Here is a 21,278-nt window from a genome sequence, read left to right on the forward strand (position 1 = left end):
CGGTCTCAACCATTGTGGTTTCAGTCTCACACAATGTGCGCCGAGTAGGCACAGACGTCTCAGCTAATATGCGTCGAAACACGCCTTGTATCTCGCGTCGAGCCGTTCACTATTGCGCGCCGCTACAGCTAATCACGTCACGACGCTGCGGCGCCGCTAATAAGCAGCAACGCGCCGCAAATCACTGAGGATCTGCGGCGCGCGGCCATCAAGTAGATCAGGATCGCAACCGTCAGAAGCTCAGACGCACACCAGCGCGGAAGTTCGTTCCGGTGTTGTACTTCTGGATCGTCCTGCTCTTGGTCGCACCGTCGAAAATCGTGCCTTCGTCGAAGTTTACGAAGGCGCCGGTGGCGTCGGGGAGGCGGATAATCCGGCTCGTGAAGTAGCTCCGCACCGGAGAGTCGGTGATGTTCTGGGCATCGAACGTGAAGCTCATTCGCCGCGTGATCTGGAAGGAGGCCGAGAAGTCGAGAACGTCACGGCCCTCCTGCCAGAGCGCGCCACCCGCAAACGAGCGCTGCAGCAGCGAGTCGCTATTACCCGAATAGGCCAGGCGCAACTGGTTGCCGCCTTTCTGCCAATAACCCGTAGCGTTATAGGAGTGGCGAGGCGTACCGGCGATCGGGAAGCGCGAGTCCTCATACTCCCCCTTCTGATAGGTGTAGTTCGCCGCAACGCCCAGGTACTGCAGGATTCCCGGCAACGAGCGGAAATTGTGAATGAACTGAAGTTCCACGCCACGAACCGTGGCCTTGCCGGCGTTGACGCGACGGGTGACGTTGTACTCATCGCAGAGTAGGCGGCCGTCGTTACTGAACAGCCAGCTTTCCGCAGTGACGATCGTGCCTTCGCCCTGAATGCGCCGGGGCATACAGCTGTTGATGTCCGGCTGGGCCTGACCACCCGAATTCGTCAGTAGCAAGGGTACGCTCGTTCCTGTCGAGTCGACGAGATTGACGCCGTCGAAGCTGGCCTTGGCCGGGTCGGCCGCGATGTTTCGAAGATCGCCGATGTACCAACGGCTATCGGCGGTTTCGATCAGGTTATTGATATTCTTGTAGAAAACGTTGATCGACACAAGGGATTCGGGCTTGAAGTACCACTCGAACGCGACATCGAAGTTGTCAGCCACGAGCGGCTTGACCTTGGCCGAGTAGAGATTGACCGTCGAGCCTGGCCGGAAGGCCGTCGTGCCTTCGAAGATATTGCCCTCGGTGGCTCGGAAGCCTGCCCTCAGGTCGTCGATCGGCGGACGGGACATGGTCCGATAAGCGGAAGCCCGCGCGACCATCTCGTTGTTTACGATGAAGCTCAGATTGAGGTTCGGAAGCCAGACATTGTACTTGTATTCGTCCGTTGCAGCGATCGACGCGCGGCTGTGGTCAGCAAGACCTGAGAAGAATTGCGTGCCGAACTGTTCGGTTGAGATGTCGCTGTAGCGAACCAGATAGCGCTCGCGGAACGTATTGGGCAGGGCTCCGGGCTGCAGAAGGGGATCATAGCAAACACCGCCCGGCACGGCCGCCGACCGACCAAGTCCATCCACGCGGGCCTCACGGTTGCGCTGCTGGTAGGCCGTCAGATTGTAGTTGAGGGCGTCGTTGGCATTACCGTCGCCAAGTGCGTTCGTCCAAAACTGCGACGAAGGACCAAGGCCGACCGGAGAGGGTGTCTCAGACAGCACCGGACACGGATTGTTGGGATTGGCGTTTCGAATATTCGCCAAAGCGATCGGATCGATGACGCGACCGGCGCCTTGCGTATCAAAGGCGAAGATCGCCCCAGCAAACCCGGAGGTGTTCACCTTGGTTCGCACGTGGCGCACGCCGATGTCGCCGCGCAGTCGGTCGTCAAAATAGGAAAAGTTGAATTTGAGATAGCCTGAGAAGTTCGCGAAATCGGCGCCCCGTGTCTGGGTGCGGTCCAGTGTAAAATCACGACTACCCTGGGCGACGGCCGCCAAGGCCTTCACCGGGTCGAAGGTCTGCCAGCCGTCCGTAATATTGTCGCGCGGAAGGCCGATGCCCTCGCCAAAGCTATTGGTCGGCAACGGCCCTTGTGAAAACACCGAGGCTGAAATCAGGTTGAGCGCTTGAGGATCCAGGACGATCGTCTGGCCGGTGAAGGGGCTGATGACCTGAATGAATTCTTTACTGGCGCGCGGCGTCCCCGTCTGCTGGTCCACGAACTTGCTGCGCTTGGTGTACTTTCCACCAAACTCAATGCTTCTGATGCCCGCGAAATCGGTGTCCCAATCGAAGTCGGCGAAAGCCACTTTCTGCTCGTCCGCGACCTTGGTGAAGCCCGTCGAGATGTAGCTCAGCGTGTGAGACGGAAGGTCATCCGGATTGAAGCCGGTCCGACCAATATTGTCCCAAAGGTCATCCTGGCTGGCGACGGGGTCGATCACCTTGCCGAGGAACGGCGTGGTCGCCCCGCCGACCAGCGCACAGGCCCCAGAGGAACAATCGTAACCCGCCGGGACAAGCGCGTCGGCGGGAACCTGGTGCAGGTTCCAAGGGCCGACCGTTCGCACCCGGTTGGCGATCATGTAGATTTGATCCTTGGGGTCTTGCTTAGACTTGGCGTAAGAGGCCCCCGCAACAAAGCGAAGTTTGTCGGTGAGCCGCGACTCGAATTCGCCGCTGAACAGAAGGTTGGTCGAGTCGTAGTTGTTGATCGATTCTCGTGTGCCGCCGGTTTCGAAGCGATTGCGGTACTGCGTAAAGGTCCGCGTTTTGGTGTCGAGTGTGACCCACTTTTGAACCGGGTCGGTCCACATCAGGGAATCGTTCAGCGTCGGATTGGTGACGGGATCACCAAAGTTTTGGACAGTGCCACCATAGCTGATCGGTGAGGCGTCATAGGCGATCGTGCGATCACGGAAGGGCGCGCCCAACCCGAGATTGGGATGGTCGACATTGTCGATCACCCCTGGGAAGCGCTGGGTGCTGACGAAGACGGCGCTGTTCCGGCTGCGGAACTTCTGCTTGTTGTATGTGCCCGAAAGCGTCAGTCGGTTGCGCGGCGTAAACTCAAATTGCACCGAGCCATCCACGCCTGTGCGCGTGTAGTTGTTCTGCAAATACTCGTAGGCCGCCGTTTCTGGCGCCAGGCCGTAGGCGATCGGGCGATAGACGCAGGGCGTGGCGTTGGTCGCGAAGGTGGCGCACGCGCCGGTGTCGACCGACTGGGCTCCTGCGAAGGCGTTGGCGCGATTGTGAAGCAGCGCGTTCTGGGCGTCCTTCTGGAAGGCCCAGTTGTTCACGTAGGCTTTGCCGTTCTGATCGGTATAAGCATTGGTTTGGAAGACGTTGTAGTTTTCAAAGCTCTGCTGTTCGCGCTGAACCTTGTTGGCTTCGTCGTACACGGTGAAGAGTACGCCGAACCTGTCGTCGAATAATTTCTGCGAGAAAGTTCCAGTTAGACGGTGATCGAAGTCCTTGGAGAGGGCGTTATAGCGCCCCTGGGCCGAGAACGTACGGATGTTCTCCTTTACGTCGAGCGGCTTGCGCGTGATCAGGTTGACCACCGCAGCCAGGGACCCTTCTTCGTCGTCGGCGGAGGGGGTCTTGACGACCTCGACCTTGGACAGAATGGCTGCCGAGTAGGCCGACAGGTCCACGCCCTGCGAAAATCCGGTCGACCCTAGGGTTACGCCGTTCATGGTGACGACGGTCTGGTCGGCATTCGCGCCGCGCACCGATACGAAACTGCCCTGACCGTCGTTGGTGCTGGTGCTAACGCCCGATATGCGATTCAGCGCATCGGCGATATTTTGGTCCGTCGTCTTGCCGATATCTTCGGCGTTCACGGTGTCGACGATCTTACCCGATTTGCGCTTGTCGTTGATTGACTTGACGATGCTGCCACGAATGCCGGTCACGACGATTTCGTCGACGACGGTATCGCCAGCGTTGTCTTTCGTCTGGCTTGGCTGAGCCGTTTGCGCCGACGCCGCCCCCGAAAGCAGACAGGCGCCGATCGCGACGAGCGCGGTCGAGCAAAACAGCCGCTTAGTGTTCCTTGCCACTTCCCGTTTCTCCCCTCTTTGATCCGGTATGCCGGACTTGATGGCACAGCGCGCTACTGGGCCAAAAAGCCTCGCTCGGCACGGCCCGCATCGACGCGTAGTCAATTGTTGACAATCGGTAGTCACATGCGAGTTCACTGTCAACACTTGGCAACTTGCTATGCGTGCGAGCTTCGTTTTGCGGCTGGGTGCGTTCAGGCAAAGGGTAAAACGTCTCTTCGGTGTCGCCGGACTGAACCGCGCCGGGTTTGTCGCAGGCCCCAACTCCCGAGAGATAGAGGCCATTATGAGCGTCAAGACGACGAACAAGTTTTCGCCTGAGGTGCGCGAGCGCGCGGTGCGGACGGTGCTGGACCACGAGGGCGATCGCCTACCTCGCCACCTGGGCGAGCTTCGTCTACCTGGCCTTCGACATCGACGCCTACGCCCGGCGCATCGTCGGCTGGCGCGTCAGCCGCACCGCCCGAGCCAGCTTCTCGACGCCCTGGAGGAGGCCCTGCATGAGCGGCGCCCGCGGCATCACGTCGGCCTGGCGCATTCCTCCGACCACGGCTCGCAATACGTCAGCAATCAAGTACACAGAGCGGCTGGCCGAAGCCGCCTACTATGCCGCGCTCACGCCGTCCGCTATGGCGGCGTGACTAAAACCATCCGGCCTCCGGCAAACCCGGCGCGGTTCAGTTCATCTGTCGGGAGTGGCGCGGGATCGCTGGGTTAGCGCCAGTCTACCGTTCGAGCGTACGGCGGCGTCTTCCGGCCATGACCGGCCGATGGCATCGATGAGGCCGTCGCCATGATCGGTGGGCGACCGATCTTCATCTGGCGCGCCGCCGTCATCGGGTCGGGCAAGACGGTGCTATCGCGCCGGCTGCGGGCCGATCTCGAACGCGAAGGGCGTGTGATCGTCTCCCGCTCCCTGACGGTCGACAAGGTCAAGATTACCGTACCGCTCCTGATCTCGGCCTTGTTTTACGATCTGTCGTCCGACAAGGGCGTGGTGATCTCGCGCCAGAGCGAGCGGCGTGAACGTGATCTCCAGGAGCTGTTTCGCAAGGCCAAGAAGCCGGTGGCGCTGTTCATCGACGACGCCCACGGCCTGCATCCCAAAACCTTGACCGCGCTCAAGCGCCTGAACGACCCGGCTGACCGGCTCTACCGCGCCGCATAGGTCGTGATCATGGTTCGTACTTTTAAGCGCCTTTTAGCGCACAAACCTTGAGGTGAGCCCTATTAGCCGCCGGCTATTTCAGCGAAGCCACGACCGGACAGTGATCGGAAGGATGACCGTCCTGCGGCGCAGGGCTTGAAGCTCCGCCTTCCCCCACAATTCCTCGTGAAGCCGGTCACCCGTGGCCGAGATCGTGGGGACCGACCGCCAAAGTCGTCGGCGAGCCGACGGCTGCGGACTGCGGGATGCTGGTGCGAATCCGGCCCGGATCTAGTCGGGGCTGTCTGCGCCCTCTACCTGACCCAAGCGCCCTTCGATCAGGTCACGGATACGCCCGGCCAGCACGTCCATGGCGAAGGGCTTGGTGATCATCGCCATGCCCGGCGCCAAGAAGCCGGAAGCACTTGCCGCGGCTTCGGCGTAGCCGGTCATGAACAGCACCTTCAAGTCAGGGCGCTGCAGGCGCGCGGCCTCGGCGATCTGGCGTCCATTGAGCCCGGGCAGGCCGATGTCGGTAATCAGCAGATCGACCGGTCGGCTGGACTGCAGGATCTCAAGGCCGGATGGTCCGTCGTGGGCTTCAAGCGCGGCATAACCCAGCTCGTACAGCGCCTCGATGATCAGAGACCGGACGACCGGCTCGTCCTCGACCACCAGCACCGTTTCACCGTCGTTGGTGCTTGGCGGCTCGACCAACAGCGACGGCGTGTCCTCTTCGGTCAGACTGCTTTCCGATCGCGGCAGATAAAGCTCGAAGGTCGCGCCTTCGCCCGGCGCGCTCTCGATCCTGGCATGGCCCCCCGACTGGCGGGCGAAGCCATAGATCATCGACAGACCCAGCCCCGTCCCCTGCCCGGTCGGCTTGGTCGTGAAGAAGGGCTCGAAGGCGTGAGCGATGGTCTCCTCATCCATGCCCACGCCGGTGTCACGAACGCGGATGCGGACATATTGGCCCGCACGAAGCTCATGGCCCATCGACGCTCGCAGCGTGTCGACCTCGACATTTGCGGTCTCGATGGTCAGCTGGCCGCCTTCGGGCATGGCGTCACGCGCATTGATCGCCAAGTTGAGGACCGCGTTCTCGAGCTGGTTCGGATCGCACTGGATGACCCAGAGATCGTCGGGCAATACCAGGTCGAGCGCTATGGCCTCGCCGAGCGTTCGACGCAGAAGCTCCTCCATCGAAGCGATCAAGGGGGCTGGACGAACCGTACGCGGATCGAGCGGCTGGCGACGGGAGAACGCCAAGAGTCGATGGGTCAGCGCCGCAGCGCGGTCGGCCGAAGCCAGGGCTGCGGCGAGATAGCGTTCGAGGTCGGCGATACGCCCTTCGTTCAGCCGTCGTTGCATAAGGCCAAGGCTGCCGGAAATGCCCTGCAGGAGATTGTTGAAGTCGTGGGCGATCCCGCCGGTCAGTTGCCCGATCGCTTCCATCTTCTGGGATTGGCGAAGCGCCTCTTCGGTCGAGCGTAGCTCCCGCGTGCGCGCCTCGACCCGCGCTTCGAGCGTGGCGTTGAGGGCGCGCAGCGCCGCCTCGGCCTCGCCGCGTTCGATGACCTGTCGGGTTCGCTCGGCGACCTCCTGCATGAAGGCGATCTCGTCGTGGGTCCAGCGCCGCGCGGGCCGATCGTTGAGATAGACGATCGTCCGCAGCCGGCCGGCGCGCAGCAACGGCACGACCAGGATGGCGCGGGTGTCGACACTCGAGGCCGTCTGGCGCGTTTCTGTTTCGTCGCTGATCGGATCCTCGAAGAGATCATCGACCACGACGGTTTCGCCAGCCCCGAGCTTGGCGACGATCTTGCGACCGAAGGCGGCGGCCGGAAAGCGGCCCAGCAAGGGCGGCGCGACACCATCGGTCCAGCAGATCGTGTAGTCGAACATGTCTTCGGCCGGATCGAGCTGGCCATATCCGACACGGGAGACGCCAAAATAGCGCCCCATCAGCGCGCTGGCGGCCTGGAGCGCCTCGTCGGTGTCGACGCCGCGCAGCAGATCGCTCAGTTCGAGCATGAAGGCATGGCGCGCATCAGCCAGTTTGCGGGCCGTGATGTCGATCGCCGTGCCCACCGCCCGAACGCACCGCCCTTCGGCGTCGAACAGGCCCTTGCCCTTGGCGGCCACCCAACGCACGACCCCGTCCGTCTTGCCGATCGTACGATACTGCACGTCGTAGACGGCGCGCTCGGCCGGATTCAGGGCGCGCGCGAACGCCAGGCTGGTGGCCGCCCTATCGTCCGGGTGCAGACCGGCATAGAAGTCTTCCAGACTGCAGATCGCATCGGCGGGAAAGCCGAACATGGCCTTGGTGCGATCCGACCAGGTCAGGACGTCGGTGACCAGGTCAAGGTCCCAGGTGCCGATCTCGGCGGCGTCGGTGGTCAGCCGAAGCGACTCCTCGCTCAGCACGAGCCGTTCCTGGGCGCGCCGGCGGTCGCTGATGTCGCGCAGGAAGGCGATAAAGGCAGCCGGCCCGCTGGGCGTTTCGATGATCGACAGCTCGACCGGAAATTCCCGGCCCTGTCGGTCCAGCGCGGAAATCTCGATGCGGCGGTTGAGCACGCTGGCGTCGCCCGTGGCCTTGTAGCGGCTCATTCCATCCCGATGAGCCTGCCGATGCTGCGGCGGGATGATCAATTCGCTCAACGACGTTCCGAGCACGGCCTGGCGGGTCCATCCGAAGATGCGCTCGGCCGATCCGTTCCAGGCCAGGATGACGCCGTCGGCGTCGATCGCCACGACCGCGTCCAGCATCGCGTCCATGACCGTGAGCGCGGCCTCGGCGATGGGGTTGTCCTGGTCCATCGTTTCCCTTGCGGCTGTGTCGAAGCCGGATTTTGGCGCCTGGCTCCGCCGGCCGCGCCTTGATCCTGCCCGACATGTTTTGGCTCAGCCACCTGCGCGTGTCATCAGACGACCGCTGGTCAGGTGACGCTTTGCGGTTCTACGGTTGGCCATGTCTCGCTTCGATAACCGCGAACGCCTTCTCGCCGCCTGCCTCGCCGCGCTCGCCGGCTATGTCGACGCCCTGGGATTTCTTCATCTGGGCGGCTTTTTCCTGTCTTTCATGAGCGGCAATTCCACCCGCCTAGGCGTTGGTCTGGCTCAAGGCGGCGCGACGGCCGTCACCGCGGGTCTCTTGATCGCGACCTTCGTTACCGGCGTTGTCCTGGGATCCTTGACCGGCCGTGTGGCGGGGAACGCTCGACGTCGCGCGGTCCTCGCCCTTGTCGCGATCTTGCTGGTCATGGCCGGGGCGCTTGACGCGGCCGGCGTGGTGCGCGCGGCCATAGCCGCCATGGGCTTGGCGATGGGGGCGGAAAACGCCGTCTTCGAGGAGGATGGCGAGACGCGGATTGGATTGACCTACATGACTGGCGCGCTGGTCAAGATCGGCCAGCGGCTCGCCCAGGCGCTGGTCGGCGGCCCTCGTTGGGATTGGTCGCCCTACGCTTTGCTGTGGGCAGGCCTGGTCCTCGGCGCCCTGGCCGGCGCATGCATCTATCCCCACCTGGGACTGGGAGGCCTTTGGGTGGCGGCCGGCGTGGCCGCGGGGCTCGCTATGGTCACCAAGCCCGTCCCGAACCCGCCCGGTCCTCAATAGCGGCGGCGACAGTCTGGCCGTGCGGATGATTTGCCGCCTCGTCCATGAGGCCGGCGGCCAGGTCGATTGCCTGGCTTGTGCTCCCCTCCCCTGGCGACGCCGGTAGCGTCCGACGATTCCAACCTTGAGCGAACGCAGCCCTGGCGGCTGTGACCAGGGCGTTGGCCGGCGAAGCGCCCCTTGGGAGGCTTCGCCGGCGGACGGCCATCTAGTGACGGCGGGCGTCGTGATCGTTCTTCTGGACCCGGATCTGGCGGCTCAGCCGGTCGAAGCGATTGTCGAGATCGGCGCGCTCACGGGCCGAAAGGCCATTGGAGCGTCGGTACTTGGTCTCAAGTTGAGCAAGCGCTCGCAAATCCGAGCGCAGGCGTTGGCTTTCGGCGCGCGTCAAGGCGCCGCTGCGTACGCCCTGGTCGATGCGCTGTTCGAGCGCGGCCTGGCGCTGGTTCACCGACTGCCACGGCGCGGCCTGGCTGGCGAGCGGGGTGGCGACGACGGCCGCCAGAGCGGTCAGGGACAACATCAGTCGTTTCATGGCGATGGCCTTTCCTTCTTCGCGGGGCGGTATTGGGCGCCTCGGAGCATGGGATAGGACAACGCGCCTGAACCGTTGCGGACGCCGCCGTTATCGTTGGTTCATCTCGCCGCAGACGGGTCGACACGGTCCGCGCCGTGAGCCGGTGAACGTCCCGCGGCCGTCGTCGGCGCCTCGTTCATCCAACCCGCGGCGGGGCGCGCCACAGCCTCGATGAACTCCTCACCGCGCCAGATCTCGACGGCTGACGCGCTGCTGTGTTCTTGCAAGAGCAACCGTGCATGCTTCCGCACATCGCCGCTTTCCAGAACCTGCATGTCCAAGGCGGCGGAGCCGCCGGTGGGCAGCAGACATATGAAGGTAAAGGTCGCCATGGGTCCCTCGACCCGTCAATTCTAGCCTGTCAGATTATACTTTCCGTCCGCTTGTCGACAGATTCAGGACACGCAGGCCGTGCCGCCAAGCGCATGAACTACAGTTGCAGCGCTTCATCGAGAGGTTGGCCGCTCAGGTCCGGCGCCGCCGCCCGCAGTTCCGCCAATTCGATCATCAGGCCCTTCGGCGTGGTGCGGCCGAGCCGCACGTCCCGGGCCACGCGCTGCTCGAGCCAGTCGCGCGCCAGGAAGAGCGTGCGGGGCGTGAAGGCCGGCGCGAACCAGGATCCGCCCCCGATGAAGGTCGAGACGAAGGTCAGGAAATCGACCGCGGCGATGGTCTTGTAGAAGTTCAAGGGGCGACCGTAGTCTCGATCGGCGTAGGCGCCGTGGGCGATGCCGTGTCGATTGGTTCGATCGGCCAAGGGGTAGGTTTCGGAGTGCGCGTAGAGATAGGTTTCGAGGAACCCCCGAAAACTCTCCAGCATGCTCAGGACTTCGCCGACAGCCCCAAGCTGACGGGTGACCGCATGGGATTTGCAGGCGTCGATCAGGCCGCGCAACACCGGTTTCAACTGACCCGATGACGCCACACCGTGGCGGGTGGCTAGACGCCGCGCCGCGCCCTCGATCACCGGAACCAGACCGGCGACGGCCACATGGTCTAGGCCCAAGATATGAGCTTCGATCGCCTCTTCGATTGTGACGGCGTACTCCTCGATCACCGCGGCCTGCGCATGGCGCAAGCGAACCATGGCCGCCAAACTGATCGGCCGATAGAGCGGAGCCAGTTCCCGCTCAAGATCATCCTGCCCGAACGCGGGCTGCGTCATCACCGCCTTCACGACGCTGTCGATCGCGCCCATCTGGACGAAGGGCGGAATGAACCAGCCGACTTTCGTTAGCGGCGCGGCCCAATGCTCCAGGGCCGGTGAACCTGGGGGGACAGGTTGGTGATCCATACGGGCTAGGTTGCGCGATAATCCCTCCGGGTGTCGACAGGGCTTAACGGCGCGCGCGGCGCCATCCCACGATCGCCGCCCGGGTTGGGTCCTCGCCGGCGTTCGGGGTCTAGCGTTCGACGCGATCGACCATGACGTCGTCGCTCCAGATCTCAACGACCATCGCGCTGGCATGGCGTCGCAGCAGATCCTGGGCGTGCTCGCGGCAGGACGTCGCCGCCATCGCCTGGATGTCCATGACGGTCGTTGCGCCGCTGCCCGTCAGGCAGATGAAAGTGAAGACTGTCACGGGGCCCTCCAGACGTAGCTCTACCGTAGTTGGATTAGAGCAGGCTCCGCTTGTGGCCCAGTTTGGGCCCTGTCGGCATTGTCGCTGTTCAAGCCAGCGATCGGATTGTCGATTGTCGAGCCACGGCGAAGGTGTGAGGCTGCCGTTGGATGACAGACGACGTTCCCCTCGCCGATGAGTTGGTCTCGCCGCTCCTGCGTCTTCTGCAGGCGCTTCGAACGGCCGGGGGCGGTGATCTGGAACTGCACATCATCCTCCTGGCGATCACCGAGCGCACGGTCGGCCACCCGGACTTTCGGACGCTCAACGAGGCGGACCGGAACGCGGCCGTCCAAGCGCCCTTCCCGACCCTTGGCCTGAATATCCGGTCCATCGCCGATTCCACCGGCGTGCCGCGTGAAACCGTACGGCGCAAGCTGGCCTCGCTGACCAAGGCGGGCTGGATCGTCCAGACGCCGCAGGGGCCGGCTTTCACCGCCGAGGCCTATCGGGCCTTGACCCCGGCGCGGGAGGAGATCGAGCGCCTGGCGTTGAAATTCCACGAGGTCGTGTCTCATCGGAAGCGCCGCGGCTAGACGCGAGCGCTCAGCGCGCTTGGCGAAGCGTTGGAAACGCCAGGGCCTCTCCAGGACCTTGGCCGCGGCCTCCGCCGTCAGCGGCTTTCGGACGACGGCATTGTAGCCCGCCGACAGGGTGTTGGGCGGATCGCTTGAACACGACACCATAAAGGTTCTGCGAGACGGGCCCCGCTGGGCGCGCAGCAGCAACGCGGTGTCGTCGCCGCCAGCTCCCGGCTGATCGTCCATGGCGGCAAGTCCCAGCTGAGCCGACAAAGACCGAGGTCGAACATTCGAAGACGAGCGTAGAGCAGACATAGGAAGATGATGATCGGGACGACGCCGCAGGTAAGGCGACGCAAGACCGATCGCTCCAGACAATTGGGGAGCATTTCAGGATATCTGCGCTGTGGTCGAAGCCTGAGGGGCAAGGCGCCCATATTGAGCCCCTTCTTTATTGTCGCGCTTAACACCGCCTGGGGCGATCAGCGCGACACACAACTCGCTCGCGGAACACAGACCCCGGCGCCCCGTTGGTGTTTCAATCCGTTGGAGACCTTCGATGAGCCAGGATGATCGGCTACGCATGCAGGACCCGCGCGGGCAGTATCCCAAGCCCCCCTTCCCGGCCCAGCCTCAGGCCACGCCGGGCCTGGCGGCCCGGATGCATCCCCAGCCCGACCACGGCGAGGAAAGCTACAAGGGCTGCGGCAGGCTCGTGGGGCGCAAGGCGCTGATCACCGGCGCCGACAGCGGGATCGGCCGCGCCGCGGCGATCGCGTTCGCCCGCGAGGGCGCTGACGTCGCCATCGGCTACCTGCCCAGCGAGGAGACCGACGCGCGCGAGGTGATCGCCCTGATCGAGGCCGAGGGCCGCACGGCCGTCGCCCTGCCTGGCGACATCAAGGACGAGGCCTTCTGCCGCGACCTGGTGGCCAAGGCGGTCGAAGGACTCGGCGGCCTCGACATCCTGGTCAACAACGCCGGCAAACAGGTCAGCCGGCCCGACGTCGGCGCGATCGACAGCGCCCAGTTCGACCAGACCCTCAAGACCAATCTCTATGCGATGTTCTGGATCACCCAGGCGGCCAAGCCCCATTTGAAGCCCGGCGCGGCGGTGATCAACACCGCGTCGGTGCAGGCCTACGAGCCGTCGGAAAACCTTCTCGACTACGCCACGACCAAGGCCGGGATCGTGGCCTTCACCAAGGCCCTGGCCAAGCAGTTGATCAAGGTCGGCGTGCGGGCCAACGCCGTCGCGCCGGGCCCGTTCTGGACCGCGCTGCAGCCCAGCGGCGGCCAGACCCAGGAGAAGGTCCAGCACTTTGGCGAACACAGCCAACTGGGTCGGCCCGGCCAGCCGGTGGAGATCGCGCCGGTCTATGTGCTCCTGGCCTCGCAGGAAGCCAGCTTCATCACCGGCGAGGTCTATGGCGTGACCGGCGGCGCGGGCATCGCTTGAGATGCTCATCCTCGGGATCGACCACGCGGCCATCAAGACCTCCAGGCTCGATGAGAGCCGCAGCTTCTACACCGAGGTCCTGGGTTTGCGGGACGGGCCGCGGCCGGCCTTCGAGTTCGGTGGCGCCTGGCTCTATGCCGGCGAGCATGACGTCGTCCATCTCGTCGAGACCGACCAAGATAAGGCGCCCTCGCGCGTGGCGTCGATCAACCACTTCGCGTTACGCGTGGCCGACATCGACGCGGCCGCCAAGCGCCTTCGTGAACGCGTCGTCCCCTTCCAGAGCGAGACCACACCCGGCGGTGAGCTTCGACAACTCTACGTCACCGATCCCAACGGCGTGCGGGTCGAACTGAACGCGCCCGGCTGATGGCGTCAGCTGCAGAGACCGCCGCGCCCCATCTCCATGTGCAGGTGGTTGGCGTGGGCGGCGTTGTAGTCGGGCGAGAGCATCACGCCGAACAGGCGGCACCCGTCGTCCCGGACCCGGCGCAGGAACTTCGCCTCGGCTCCCTGGCCGCTCCAGTCCCTCTCGACGGTGATTTGCTTGCCGTTGGACAGCCTGAACCCGGCGATGTCGATCGCCTTGGCCTGAGCATGGGCGCTCGGCCGCCCGGTCACCGGATCCCCCACCCCGCGGCAGGCATAGACCCCCAGATGATCTATGCGTCGGACCTCGGCGCCGAGAAGTTCGCGCGCCGCCGGCTCGACGGACTGGCGACGCCAGAGCGCGACCGCGGCGGCAAGATCGCAGGCCATCATCGGGCGCGGCGGCGATAGCGGAGGGTCGCTCGAGCGCGGCGCGTCGATGAGATTCCCAGCGCCCGTCACGATGCAGTATCCGCCCTCCGACCGGTCGGCCACCGGACGAAAGCTCAGTCCCGCCGCCGTCAACCAAGCCGCGCAGGCCTGTGGGTCCTGGGTCGCGTAGAGCAGCCGTCCGCGTGTCGAGCCGTCGATGGGCTCGGTGATATAGACAGGCCTGCGATCGAAGCCGAGATTGGAAAGCGGCTGGCATCCAGCCACAATCAGAGCCAGGGCGCCGACAGCGGATCGCGAGATCGGCTTCAAGACTTGGCGGCGTGCTCAGGCTTGCCCTTGCGCTTGGTGTGGGCGAACTCTTCGAGTTGCTTCTCGCTCATCGACATCATCGACTTGGACGCGCCCTTGAGCTTGCTCTTGGGCGTGTCGCCACGCTTGGCGGACAGGGCCGCGCCGGCGGCCTTCTGCTGTGCGGCGGACTTGGCGGGCATCGCAGCCTCCTTGGACCTTTCAGGTTCAACGCGATTGGCGATCGCCTGTTTCAAAACCGCGAACCACACGGGCGAACAGACGTTGAGGTTCACGAACGGAGCTTTGCCGATGAACACCAACCGCGTCCTGACGTTTGCCCTCGCCGCCGCCCTGGCCGGCCTCGCCGCCTGCGATCGGGAGGCCGGGCGCAAGCAGGAGACGGTCGGCAAGATCGAGTCCGGCGCCGGCAAGCTGGTCGGCGACAAGGACCTCAAGGCCGAGGGGAAGAAGGACAAGGTGGCCGGCAATCTCAAGCAGGGCGAGTTGAAGGACGCCGTCAAGGACGCCAAGAAGTAGCGCGGATGGCCAAGCTGTTGACCAAGGGCCTCGCCGAGACCTTTGACCATGAGGCCATCGGCCTGGGCGCGGTCGCCCTGATGGCCGGAGCGGCGGCGCTCTTCGCCGAGGTCGCCGACGACCAGGCTGAACCCGATGGCCGCGCCAGCGACTGGCGGGTGCTCAAGGCCCTGCGGCGCAATGGCGACCCCAAGGATCCCGTCGGCCCCAAATGGCTGCAGCGCGCGGCCGAGGAGACGACGGCGCTCGGCGGCCTGACCGTCGTGGGCGGCGCCACCGCGCTGGCGTCCGGTGGCCTGTGGCTGGCCGGGCGGCGCCGCGAAGCGGCCTGGGTGGCGGCGACCTTCGTCGGCGGCCTGGCGCTCAGCGAAGGCCTCAAGCGAGTCTACACGCGTGGCCGTCCGCCGCGTGAATACCGTGTCGCCGCCGCCGAAAGCCATAGCTTCCCGAGCGGACACGCGCTGCTGTCGGCGGTGACCTATCTGACGATCGGCGCCGTCGTGGCCCGATCTCTCAGCGATGCGCGTCTCAAGGTCTATGCGCTCGCCGCCGGCGTTGGGGCCGCGACCGCGACGGGGGTCACCCGGGTCTATCTCGGCGTCCATTGGGCCAACGACGTGGTCGGCGGCTGGGCCGGCGGTCTCTTCTGGGCGGCCAGCTCATGGATGGCGACCAAGGCCTGGACGACGACAGCGCTGGGGCGGCCGCACCGTCATCCAGCCGCCTGGCGAAGGTCCTGGCCGCGCCTTGCCGGGATATCGCGGCTCAGGGCCTGAGCGGTGACGCGGCCTTTGCGTTTGCAAGGTCTGGCGCGCTCGTCCGAACGGGTCCGGTTAGGTCTTGGAAGCCGTCTTCCCTGGGCTGAAGGGCTCCTCAGCCTTGCTAGACGGCCGGTGGGCTGCGGCCCAGTGGAGCAGCCAGGGGTCCCGAGGATCGTCCTGGGCCTCGAAGCGGGTCCGCGCCTGGGCGGCCGCCGCGCGGTAGATGTGGCCGCGATAGCCCTTTCGCCCTTCGCTATCGATGAGCTTTAGCCAACCGCCCTTGGCGATTTCCCGATCGAGCTCCCAGGCCAGATAGTCGGACAGCTCGCGACTGATGGGCGCGGCGATCGCCAGCGCAAACAGCAGGGGCGACCAGACGGCGGCGGCGCCAAAGCGCGCCTCGATCGCCCAGAGCGCCAGCACCATCACGAACAAGGTCGTGGCCAGCCAGATCGCGCCGACGAGACGGAGTCTCAGGGCGGCCATCACCATCAGATGCGCCAGACTAAAGAGGGCGAGGCAGCCGACGCCCAAGGCGCAAAACACCAGGACGACATTTCGGAGACTATCCATCGCCGCGCCTCCGTTTCGGCGCCGCAGGCGTCGGCGTCTTGCTCTTGCGGCTCTCGCGGCGGCGCGCGGCGCGGGTCTCTTGACCCTCCTTCTTGGCCTCGGCCAAGGCCGCCTCCACCTCCTTGTTCAGTTCGATTTCGGCGGCGGGGCTGGCGGCGAGGTAGCGGATGACGATGTTGTGGATCCGGGCCGCTTCCAGAACCACCACGCCCGGCAGGATCCGGCCCTCGTGAATCTTCACCTTGGCGGCCGTTGGCGTACGGCCGCCCGTCTTCGGGGTCAGCTCATAGACGAAGGCCTCGGGTTGGCGGAGGCTGAGCACCTTGAGCTCGCCGTCGGCGTTTTGGCGGGCGTGTTCGACGACCCCGTAATAGCCCACGCCCAGGGCGCCGTCGGTCAGGGTCGTCAGCACATGGGCGATCGGCGTCTGGCCGTGACGGTGGGGGCGGACGATGTTGCTGTAGACCCAGCCCTGAGCCTGCAGGTCCATGCGATCCAGGAGCAGGTCGAAGCCGCGTCCAGCGATGATCCAGAAGACCAGCAGGCACTCCAGGGCCGTCTGGCTCACCAGCACCGCCAGGCCGCCCACGGAGACGGCCTTGCCGTCACTGCCCTGCATGGCGATCGCCGCCTCGAACGGCGTCGGCCAGGTCACGATTGTGGGCCAGTGCTTGGGATCCAGGCGCCCAGCCTCGATCGAGGCCAGGCAGATCAGGTCGACGATGAGGACGCCGACGACATGGGCGACCAGGGAGACGCTGAGGACCACGAACAGGGTCGAGGCCGCCGTGAGCGGCAATTCGGGACGTTGGGCGCCGTGGCGCGGACTCATCCCGTTCCACGCCGCCAAGGCCGTCAGGCCCGGAAGAAGAAGAAACAGCCCTGCGAGCAGGGCGAGCGTTAGGTTCACCCGGTTTTCGCTTGCGGAGCGGCGTCGATATAGGTCAGGCGGCCATTTCGCATGACCATCTTGGGCGAAGCGTTGGGGCCCAACGCCTTCTTCTCGGCGTCCAGGCGCAGCAGCTCCGAATAGCCGCCGACCTTCTCGGCCATGCGCCGCACGCGGTCCTGTTCGCCTCGAGTGGTGATGATCGCCATGTTCGACTCTCGTTCCGGTCCACACGATAGCTTGGCCCGGCTTAACGGTAAATGTGGTGCGCCGGCTCCGGGATCACAACAACGCTTCGGACGAGCCTCGCGGTTCGCTGAAGACCCTGCCCGCTCCCATCCTGGCGGAATCTTGACAAATTCCTCAAAATCGCCGACCATCGCCCTATTAAAAATAGGGCCAGATATTTGATATGGCTATCGAGCTGACTTCTGCGCAGTGTCGCGCCGCGCGGGCCCTGCTGAGCTGGTCGCAACAGGATTTGGCCAAGGCCGCCCAACTCGCCACCTCCACCGTGGCCGACTTCGAGCGGAACGCCCGCGCGTCCGCTGGCCCGACGATGGTGTCGCTGCGCGCCGTCTTCGAAGCCAAGGGTCTGCGGTTCCCGGCGGGCGGCGCGGTCGAGGCGGACGCTCCGGCGGTCCCGGCCGCGGGACCGGGAACGGCGTTGCGTTGGATCGACGGCACCGACCTTGCGCAATGGGCCGAGCGCCGCTCGGGCGGCCAGGAACGCCTGCCGCAGCTCATCAGCGATCTGATCCTCGCGGCCTACGGCCCGGCCGCCTATATCCGCATGCCGTCCGGCGATGGCGTGCAACATCCCGGCGTCGACGGCTTGACCAAGACGGCCGAGGCGCGCGGCAGGGTTCCGGCGGGCGAGACGGCCTGGGAGTTCGGGACCCAGAAGCGCGACAAGTGGGACAAGGCTCAGACGGACTACGACAAGCGCACCGATAATCCCGGAGCGATCGATCGCGCCAGCGCGACCTTCATCTTCGTCACCGCGCGGCGCTGGCCCGACAAGGACGTCTGGGCAAAGTCGCAGGCCGAGAAGGGCCAATGGGCCGACGTGAAGGCCTATGACGCCGAAGACCTCGTTCACTGGCTGGAGACCACGCCGGGCATCGGCCTGCGCTGGGCCGAACGCATTGGACGGCGACCTGGAGGGCTGCGTCAGCTGGCCGAGGTGTTCGACGAATGGTCGAAGGCCACGCGCCCGCCGCTTCCGGCCGAACTGCTGCTGGTCGATCGTGACGGCGAAGCCGCCGCGACCCAAGCCTGGCTCGCCGCGCCCGCATCGATCCGCTCGGTCCAAGCCGAGGCGGTCGGAGAGGCCATGGCGTTTCTCTTCGCGTCGATCGACCCCTATCCGGAGCCCTTCAGGTCGTTCTGGTTGAACCGCTGTGTGGTGGCCGAGACCGATGACGTCGCCCGCGACCTCGTCGGCGTCGGCGCCAAGCTGGTCGTGGTCATGAATGGAGGCGATGCGGGCCTGGCCCAGCGCCTCGTCGAGCATGGGCATCATGTGTTCGTCGCGTACGGCTCTGAGGTGGGCTCGCCCCGCGAGGTGGTCCGGCTTCCCCGCCTCGGGCGTCATGAATTGGAGCGGGCCCTGATCGACGCGGAGATCGCGGACGAAAAGGCCCATGGCCTGGCCGCCCAGGCCGCCGGCAGCCTCACGGTCCTGCGGCGTCTGATGCCGCGGACCACCACCGGCGCCCCCGCCTGGGCCGCCAAACCGTCCAAGGCGCTGATCGCCGCGATGCTGGTGGGCGCCTGGTGCGACGACCGGCCCGCCGACCGGGCTATCCTCGCCCAGTTGGCGGGCATGGACTATCGCGACGTCGTCGCCGAGCTGGCGCCGTTGGCCACGACCCTGGACGGCCCGATCCGGCGCTCGGGCGAGGTGTGGAAACTCGCCTCGCTCCTCGACGCCTGGCAGCTCTTGGCCGCGACCCTGACCCAGGAAGATCTCGACCGCCACGCCGCCCTCTTCCAGACCGTGATGTCGCGCGAGGATCCGGGCTTCGGGTCGCGCCTGGACACCAACTGGTATTTTCGCGAGCCGCGCCCAGCGGACGCGCCCGTGTCGGGCCTCGTGCGCCGGGGTTTGACCGAGGCGCTGATCGTCATGGGGGCCTTCCCCGATCCGGCCGGACAGTTTCCCGGGCTTTCGACCCACGCCGACCGGGCCGTCAGGACCCTTCTCGCCGAGGCTGGGCCGGTGTTGTGGTGGTCGCTGCAGGGGGACTTTCAGCGGCTGGCCGAGGCCTCGCCCAGCGTGTTCTTGGAGTGCCTCGAGGAGGCCATTCAGCGTCAGGACCGTCCGCTCGCGCCGTTGTTCGAGAGCGCGGACGGAAACTATACGACGCGGCGCTTCCATCATGGCCTGCTTTGGGCGCTCGAGATCCTGGCCTGGAGCCCCGACTATCTCCTCGAAGCGGCCTTGCGTCTGGCGGAGCTCGACGCCTTTGACCGCAGCGACCGCAAGTCCAATCATCCCCTCGGCACGCTGGAGCGGATCCTGCTGCCGTGGACCCCGCAGACCTTCGCCAGCGCCGACCATCGCCGCCAGGTCACGCTGACGGTTCTGGAACGCCACCCGCAAGTCGGTTGGGCGCTGCTGCGCGGCTTGGCGCCGACGGGGCACGGCTTCGCCTTGTGCGGTCCGAAGCCGACCTGGCGAAACTTCGCGCCTGAACGCCCCGAGGTCCTGAGTTTCTCCATCGTCCAGGACGCGCATCGCTGGATCGGCGATGCGCTCCTCGATGCGGTCGGCGAGGACCTGGGGCGATGGCGAGACTTGATGGAGCACTGGGCCAATTTTGAAACCGAATGGCGCGAACGGGCGGCCGCCGCGTTGTCGGCGGTCATCGATCGCGCTGCGGACCGTGAAGGCCGCGACCCCTTGCGTGAGAAAATCCGCGACCTGGTCGCTCAGCATCGCAGCTTTGCGGAGGCTGAATGGGCGATGCCGCCAGCGGACGTCGACCAGCTGGACGGCTTGCGCGCCCGCCTCGAGCCGGCGGACTTGGCCGCCCGCCATGCCTGGCTCTTCGAGTCCGGCCGCGGTCACCGCGCTCCGGGTCTCTCCTGGCAGGAAGCTCGGGACCAGGGTGAAGCGCTTCAAGCCAGCGCCGTGCGTGACATCGCCGCCCATGACGGCAGCCAAGCCCTGGTCGCCTTCGCCCTGCGGGCCCGGCAAACCTATGCGGTAGGCGGGGCGATCTGGCGTGCGGCCCTGTCGCCGGAGGTGATCGCCGAGATCCTGGAGGGCGTCCTGGACTCGTCTGAGCCCAATGCCGACCATCTGTCGCTTGTCTTGTTGAGCGGGCTCTCGCAGAGTGACGCTGGCGCCGTCGCCGAACGGTTCGACCGGGCGATCGCGGACGCCCGCCCCCTGCACTACGCCCTGCGCCTGGCGCTGGCCTTGCCGGCGCATCCCGAGAGCTGGACCCGGATCGACCGCGCCGGACCCGACGTGGCGACGGCCTACTGGAAGGCGATGACGATCCACGCCATTGCCGAGGACGTGGCGGTCGAGGCGGTGATCGACCGACTGATAGAGACCGATCGCATCGCCAGCGCCGTATGCTTTGCGGGGCATCGGCTCGACAAGGGCCAAGCCATCACGTCGACGCGCCTGATCGCGCTCCTCGAGCAGGCCGTGCCGATCAATCGCCAGAGCGACATCGACAACGACGCTCTGGATTTCCGCGACTGCGTCGTCGACATCTTCAAGCATCTCGACGACCAGCCCGAGGCGCAGAGCGCCCTCTTCATCCTCGAATGGAAGTGGTGCGGACTCCTGGAGCATTCGGACCGGCCGCCGCGGCGTCTGCAGGCGGCCATGGCCGAGAGCCCCGAGTTCTTCTTGCAGCTGCTGAAGTTCGCCTACCTCCCCAGCGCCGAGAGCGGGGTGACGGAGGAAGCCCCCGAGGGGCCGGCGTTGATGACCGGCGTCATCGACCAGGCCTATCGTCTGCTCGACGAATTTTCGACGATTCCCGGCCGCGACGCCGCCGGGACGATCGACGCGGCCGCCCTCGAAACTTGGGTCGAAGCGGTCCGACATGACGCCCAGGTCTGCGGTCGGCTCGGCGTCGCCGATTCCACCATCGGCCGCATGCTCGCCAGCGCCCCCCGGGCCGAAGCCGCGGCTTGGCCGCCGCCGGCGATCTGCCAGTTGCTCGAGCGCACCCGAAGCGATCAGCTGGACACCGGCTTTGAACTGGGCGTCTACAATCGCCGGGGCATGACCGTGCGTATGCCCGGCGACGGCGGCGCCCAGGAGCGGGTTCTCGTGCAGCGCTATCGCGACGACGCCAAGGCGGCCGGGGCCCGGTGGCCCCGCGTGCGCAGGGTGCTGGAGCGGATCGCCCAGCACTATCAGCAGGACGCGGTCCGTCAGGACCAGGCGGCCGAGCGCCGCAACTGGTGACGCTTTCCGGGGTCGGGCGGAAGAATCGCGGAAACTT

At 65.7% G+C, this 21,278-nt stretch carries 19 protein-coding genes and 1 pseudogene; 9 read left to right on the forward strand and 11 right to left on the reverse strand.

The window, feature by feature from the left end; all coding sequences use genetic code 11:
• Positions 1-232 precede the first annotated feature (232 nt).
• Entirely contained in the window at positions 233-4,036 is a 3,804-nt protein-coding gene (locus ABDW31_RS22720) for a TonB-dependent receptor (RefSeq protein WP_343699574.1), read from the reverse strand.
• A gap of 371 nt (positions 4,037-4,407) precedes the next feature.
• Here ABDW31_RS22720 and ABDW31_RS22725 point away from each other — a divergent pair.
• Both ABDW31_RS22725 and ABDW31_RS22730 read left to right on the forward strand, forming a co-directional pair.
• Positions 4,408-4,632 (forward strand): annotated as a pseudogene (locus ABDW31_RS22725) (DDE-type integrase/transposase/recombinase); the annotation flags it as partial.
• Positions 4,633-4,829: 197 nt separating this feature from the next.
• Complete coding sequence (locus ABDW31_RS22730) at positions 4,830-5,204, forward strand: AAA family ATPase (RefSeq protein WP_143324247.1); 375 nt, start codon at positions 4,830-4,832, stop codon at positions 5,202-5,204.
• Between the two features lie 270 nt (positions 5,205-5,474).
• On the opposite strand, the gene ABDW31_RS22735 is transcribed toward ABDW31_RS22730, so the two are convergent.
• A complete protein-coding gene (locus ABDW31_RS22735; RefSeq protein WP_343699575.1) occupies positions 5,475-8,009 on the reverse strand; it encodes a PAS domain S-box protein in 2,535 nt (844 codons plus the stop codon).
• Between the two features lie 151 nt (positions 8,010-8,160).
• On the opposite strand from ABDW31_RS22735, the gene ABDW31_RS22740 reads away from it, so the two are divergent.
• Entirely contained in the window at positions 8,161-8,808 is a 648-nt protein-coding gene (locus tag ABDW31_RS22740) for a YoaK family protein (protein ID WP_343699664.1), read from the forward strand.
• Between the two features lie 208 nt (positions 8,809-9,016).
• On the opposite strand, the gene ABDW31_RS22745 is transcribed toward ABDW31_RS22740, so the two are convergent.
• The 4 genes from ABDW31_RS22745 to ABDW31_RS22760 form a co-directional block, all read right to left on the reverse strand.
• Entirely contained in the window at positions 9,017-9,343 is a 327-nt protein-coding gene (locus ABDW31_RS22745; protein WP_343699576.1) for a hypothetical protein, read from the reverse strand.
• 101 nt (positions 9,344-9,444) lie between these two features.
• A complete protein-coding gene (locus ABDW31_RS22750) occupies positions 9,445-9,717 on the reverse strand; it encodes a hypothetical protein (RefSeq protein WP_343699577.1) in 273 nt (90 codons plus the stop codon).
• A 98-nt stretch (positions 9,718-9,815) separates the two neighbouring features.
• Positions 9,816-10,679: a hypothetical protein gene (locus tag ABDW31_RS22755; protein ID WP_343699578.1), complete on the reverse strand. Its 864-nt coding sequence runs from the start codon at positions 10,677-10,679 to the stop codon at positions 9,816-9,818.
• A gap of 109 nt (positions 10,680-10,788) precedes the next feature.
• Positions 10,789-10,968: a hypothetical protein gene (locus ABDW31_RS22760; RefSeq protein ID WP_343699579.1), complete on the reverse strand. Its 180-nt coding sequence runs from the start codon at positions 10,966-10,968 to the stop codon at positions 10,789-10,791.
• Positions 10,969-11,117: 149 nt separating this feature from the next.
• Between ABDW31_RS22760 and ABDW31_RS22765 the strand changes: the two genes are divergently transcribed.
• From ABDW31_RS22765 to ABDW31_RS22775, 3 genes are all read left to right on the forward strand, one after another.
• Positions 11,118-11,543, forward strand: a complete 426-nt coding sequence (locus ABDW31_RS22765; RefSeq protein WP_343699580.1) for a helix-turn-helix domain-containing protein — start codon at positions 11,118-11,120, stop codon at positions 11,541-11,543.
• 544 nt (positions 11,544-12,087) lie between these two features.
• Entirely contained in the window at positions 12,088-12,987 is a 900-nt protein-coding gene (locus tag ABDW31_RS22770) for an SDR family oxidoreductase (RefSeq protein WP_343699581.1), read from the forward strand.
• A 1-nt stretch (position 12,988) separates the two neighbouring features.
• Positions 12,989-13,357, forward strand: a complete 369-nt coding sequence (locus ABDW31_RS22775) for a VOC family protein (RefSeq protein WP_343699582.1) — start codon at positions 12,989-12,991, stop codon at positions 13,355-13,357.
• Positions 13,358-13,362: 5 nt separating this feature from the next.
• Here ABDW31_RS22775 and ABDW31_RS22780 read toward each other — a convergent pair whose 3' ends face one another.
• Both ABDW31_RS22780 and ABDW31_RS22785 read right to left on the reverse strand, forming a co-directional pair.
• Positions 13,363-14,058: an extensin family protein gene (locus tag ABDW31_RS22780; RefSeq protein ID WP_343699583.1), complete on the reverse strand. Its 696-nt coding sequence runs from the start codon at positions 14,056-14,058 to the stop codon at positions 13,363-13,365.
• The gene (locus tag ABDW31_RS22785; RefSeq protein WP_343699584.1) at positions 14,055-14,240 is read right to left on the reverse strand and encodes a DUF3008 family protein; all 186 of its coding nucleotides are present in this window, start codon (positions 14,238-14,240) and stop codon (positions 14,055-14,057) included. The genes ABDW31_RS22780 and ABDW31_RS22785 overlap by 4 nt, the downstream gene beginning before the upstream one ends.
• 109 nt (positions 14,241-14,349) lie before the next feature.
• On the opposite strand from ABDW31_RS22785, the gene ABDW31_RS22790 reads away from it, so the two are divergent.
• A complete protein-coding gene (locus ABDW31_RS22790) occupies positions 14,350-14,577 on the forward strand; it encodes a CsbD family protein (RefSeq protein ID WP_343699585.1) in 228 nt (75 codons plus the stop codon).
• A gap of 5 nt (positions 14,578-14,582) precedes the next feature.
• Positions 14,583-15,353, forward strand: a complete 771-nt coding sequence (locus tag ABDW31_RS22795) for a phosphatase PAP2 family protein (RefSeq protein WP_343699586.1) — start codon at positions 14,583-14,585, stop codon at positions 15,351-15,353.
• A 57-nt stretch (positions 15,354-15,410) separates the two neighbouring features.
• On the opposite strand, the gene ABDW31_RS22800 is transcribed toward ABDW31_RS22795, so the two are convergent.
• Genes ABDW31_RS22800 through ABDW31_RS22810 form a run of 3 tightly spaced genes read right to left on the reverse strand, consistent with a single transcriptional unit; the run spans position 15,411 to position 17,009 of the window.
• Entirely contained in the window at positions 15,411-15,911 is a 501-nt protein-coding gene (locus ABDW31_RS22800; RefSeq protein WP_343699587.1) for a hypothetical protein, read from the reverse strand.
• On the reverse strand, positions 15,904-16,821 hold the full coding sequence (locus ABDW31_RS22805; protein WP_343699588.1) for a hypothetical protein: 918 nt from the start codon (positions 16,819-16,821) through the stop codon (positions 15,904-15,906). The genes ABDW31_RS22800 and ABDW31_RS22805 overlap by 8 nt, the downstream gene beginning before the upstream one ends.
• Positions 16,818-17,009 (reverse strand): hypothetical protein, encoded by a 192-nt coding sequence (locus ABDW31_RS22810; protein WP_343699589.1) that lies wholly within the window; start codon positions 17,007-17,009, stop codon positions 16,818-16,820. Before ABDW31_RS22810 ends, ABDW31_RS22805 begins: the two co-directional genes overlap by 4 nt.
• 203 nt (positions 17,010-17,212) lie before the next feature.
• On the opposite strand from ABDW31_RS22810, the gene ABDW31_RS22815 reads away from it, so the two are divergent.
• Positions 17,213-21,241: a hypothetical protein gene (locus ABDW31_RS22815; protein ID WP_343699590.1), complete on the forward strand. Its 4,029-nt coding sequence runs from the start codon at positions 17,213-17,215 to the stop codon at positions 21,239-21,241.
• Positions 21,242-21,278: the final 37 nt, after the last annotated feature.

This window comes from Caulobacter sp., from assembly GCF_039596335.1.
Lineage (GTDB): Bacteria > Pseudomonadota > Alphaproteobacteria > Caulobacterales > Caulobacteraceae > Caulobacter.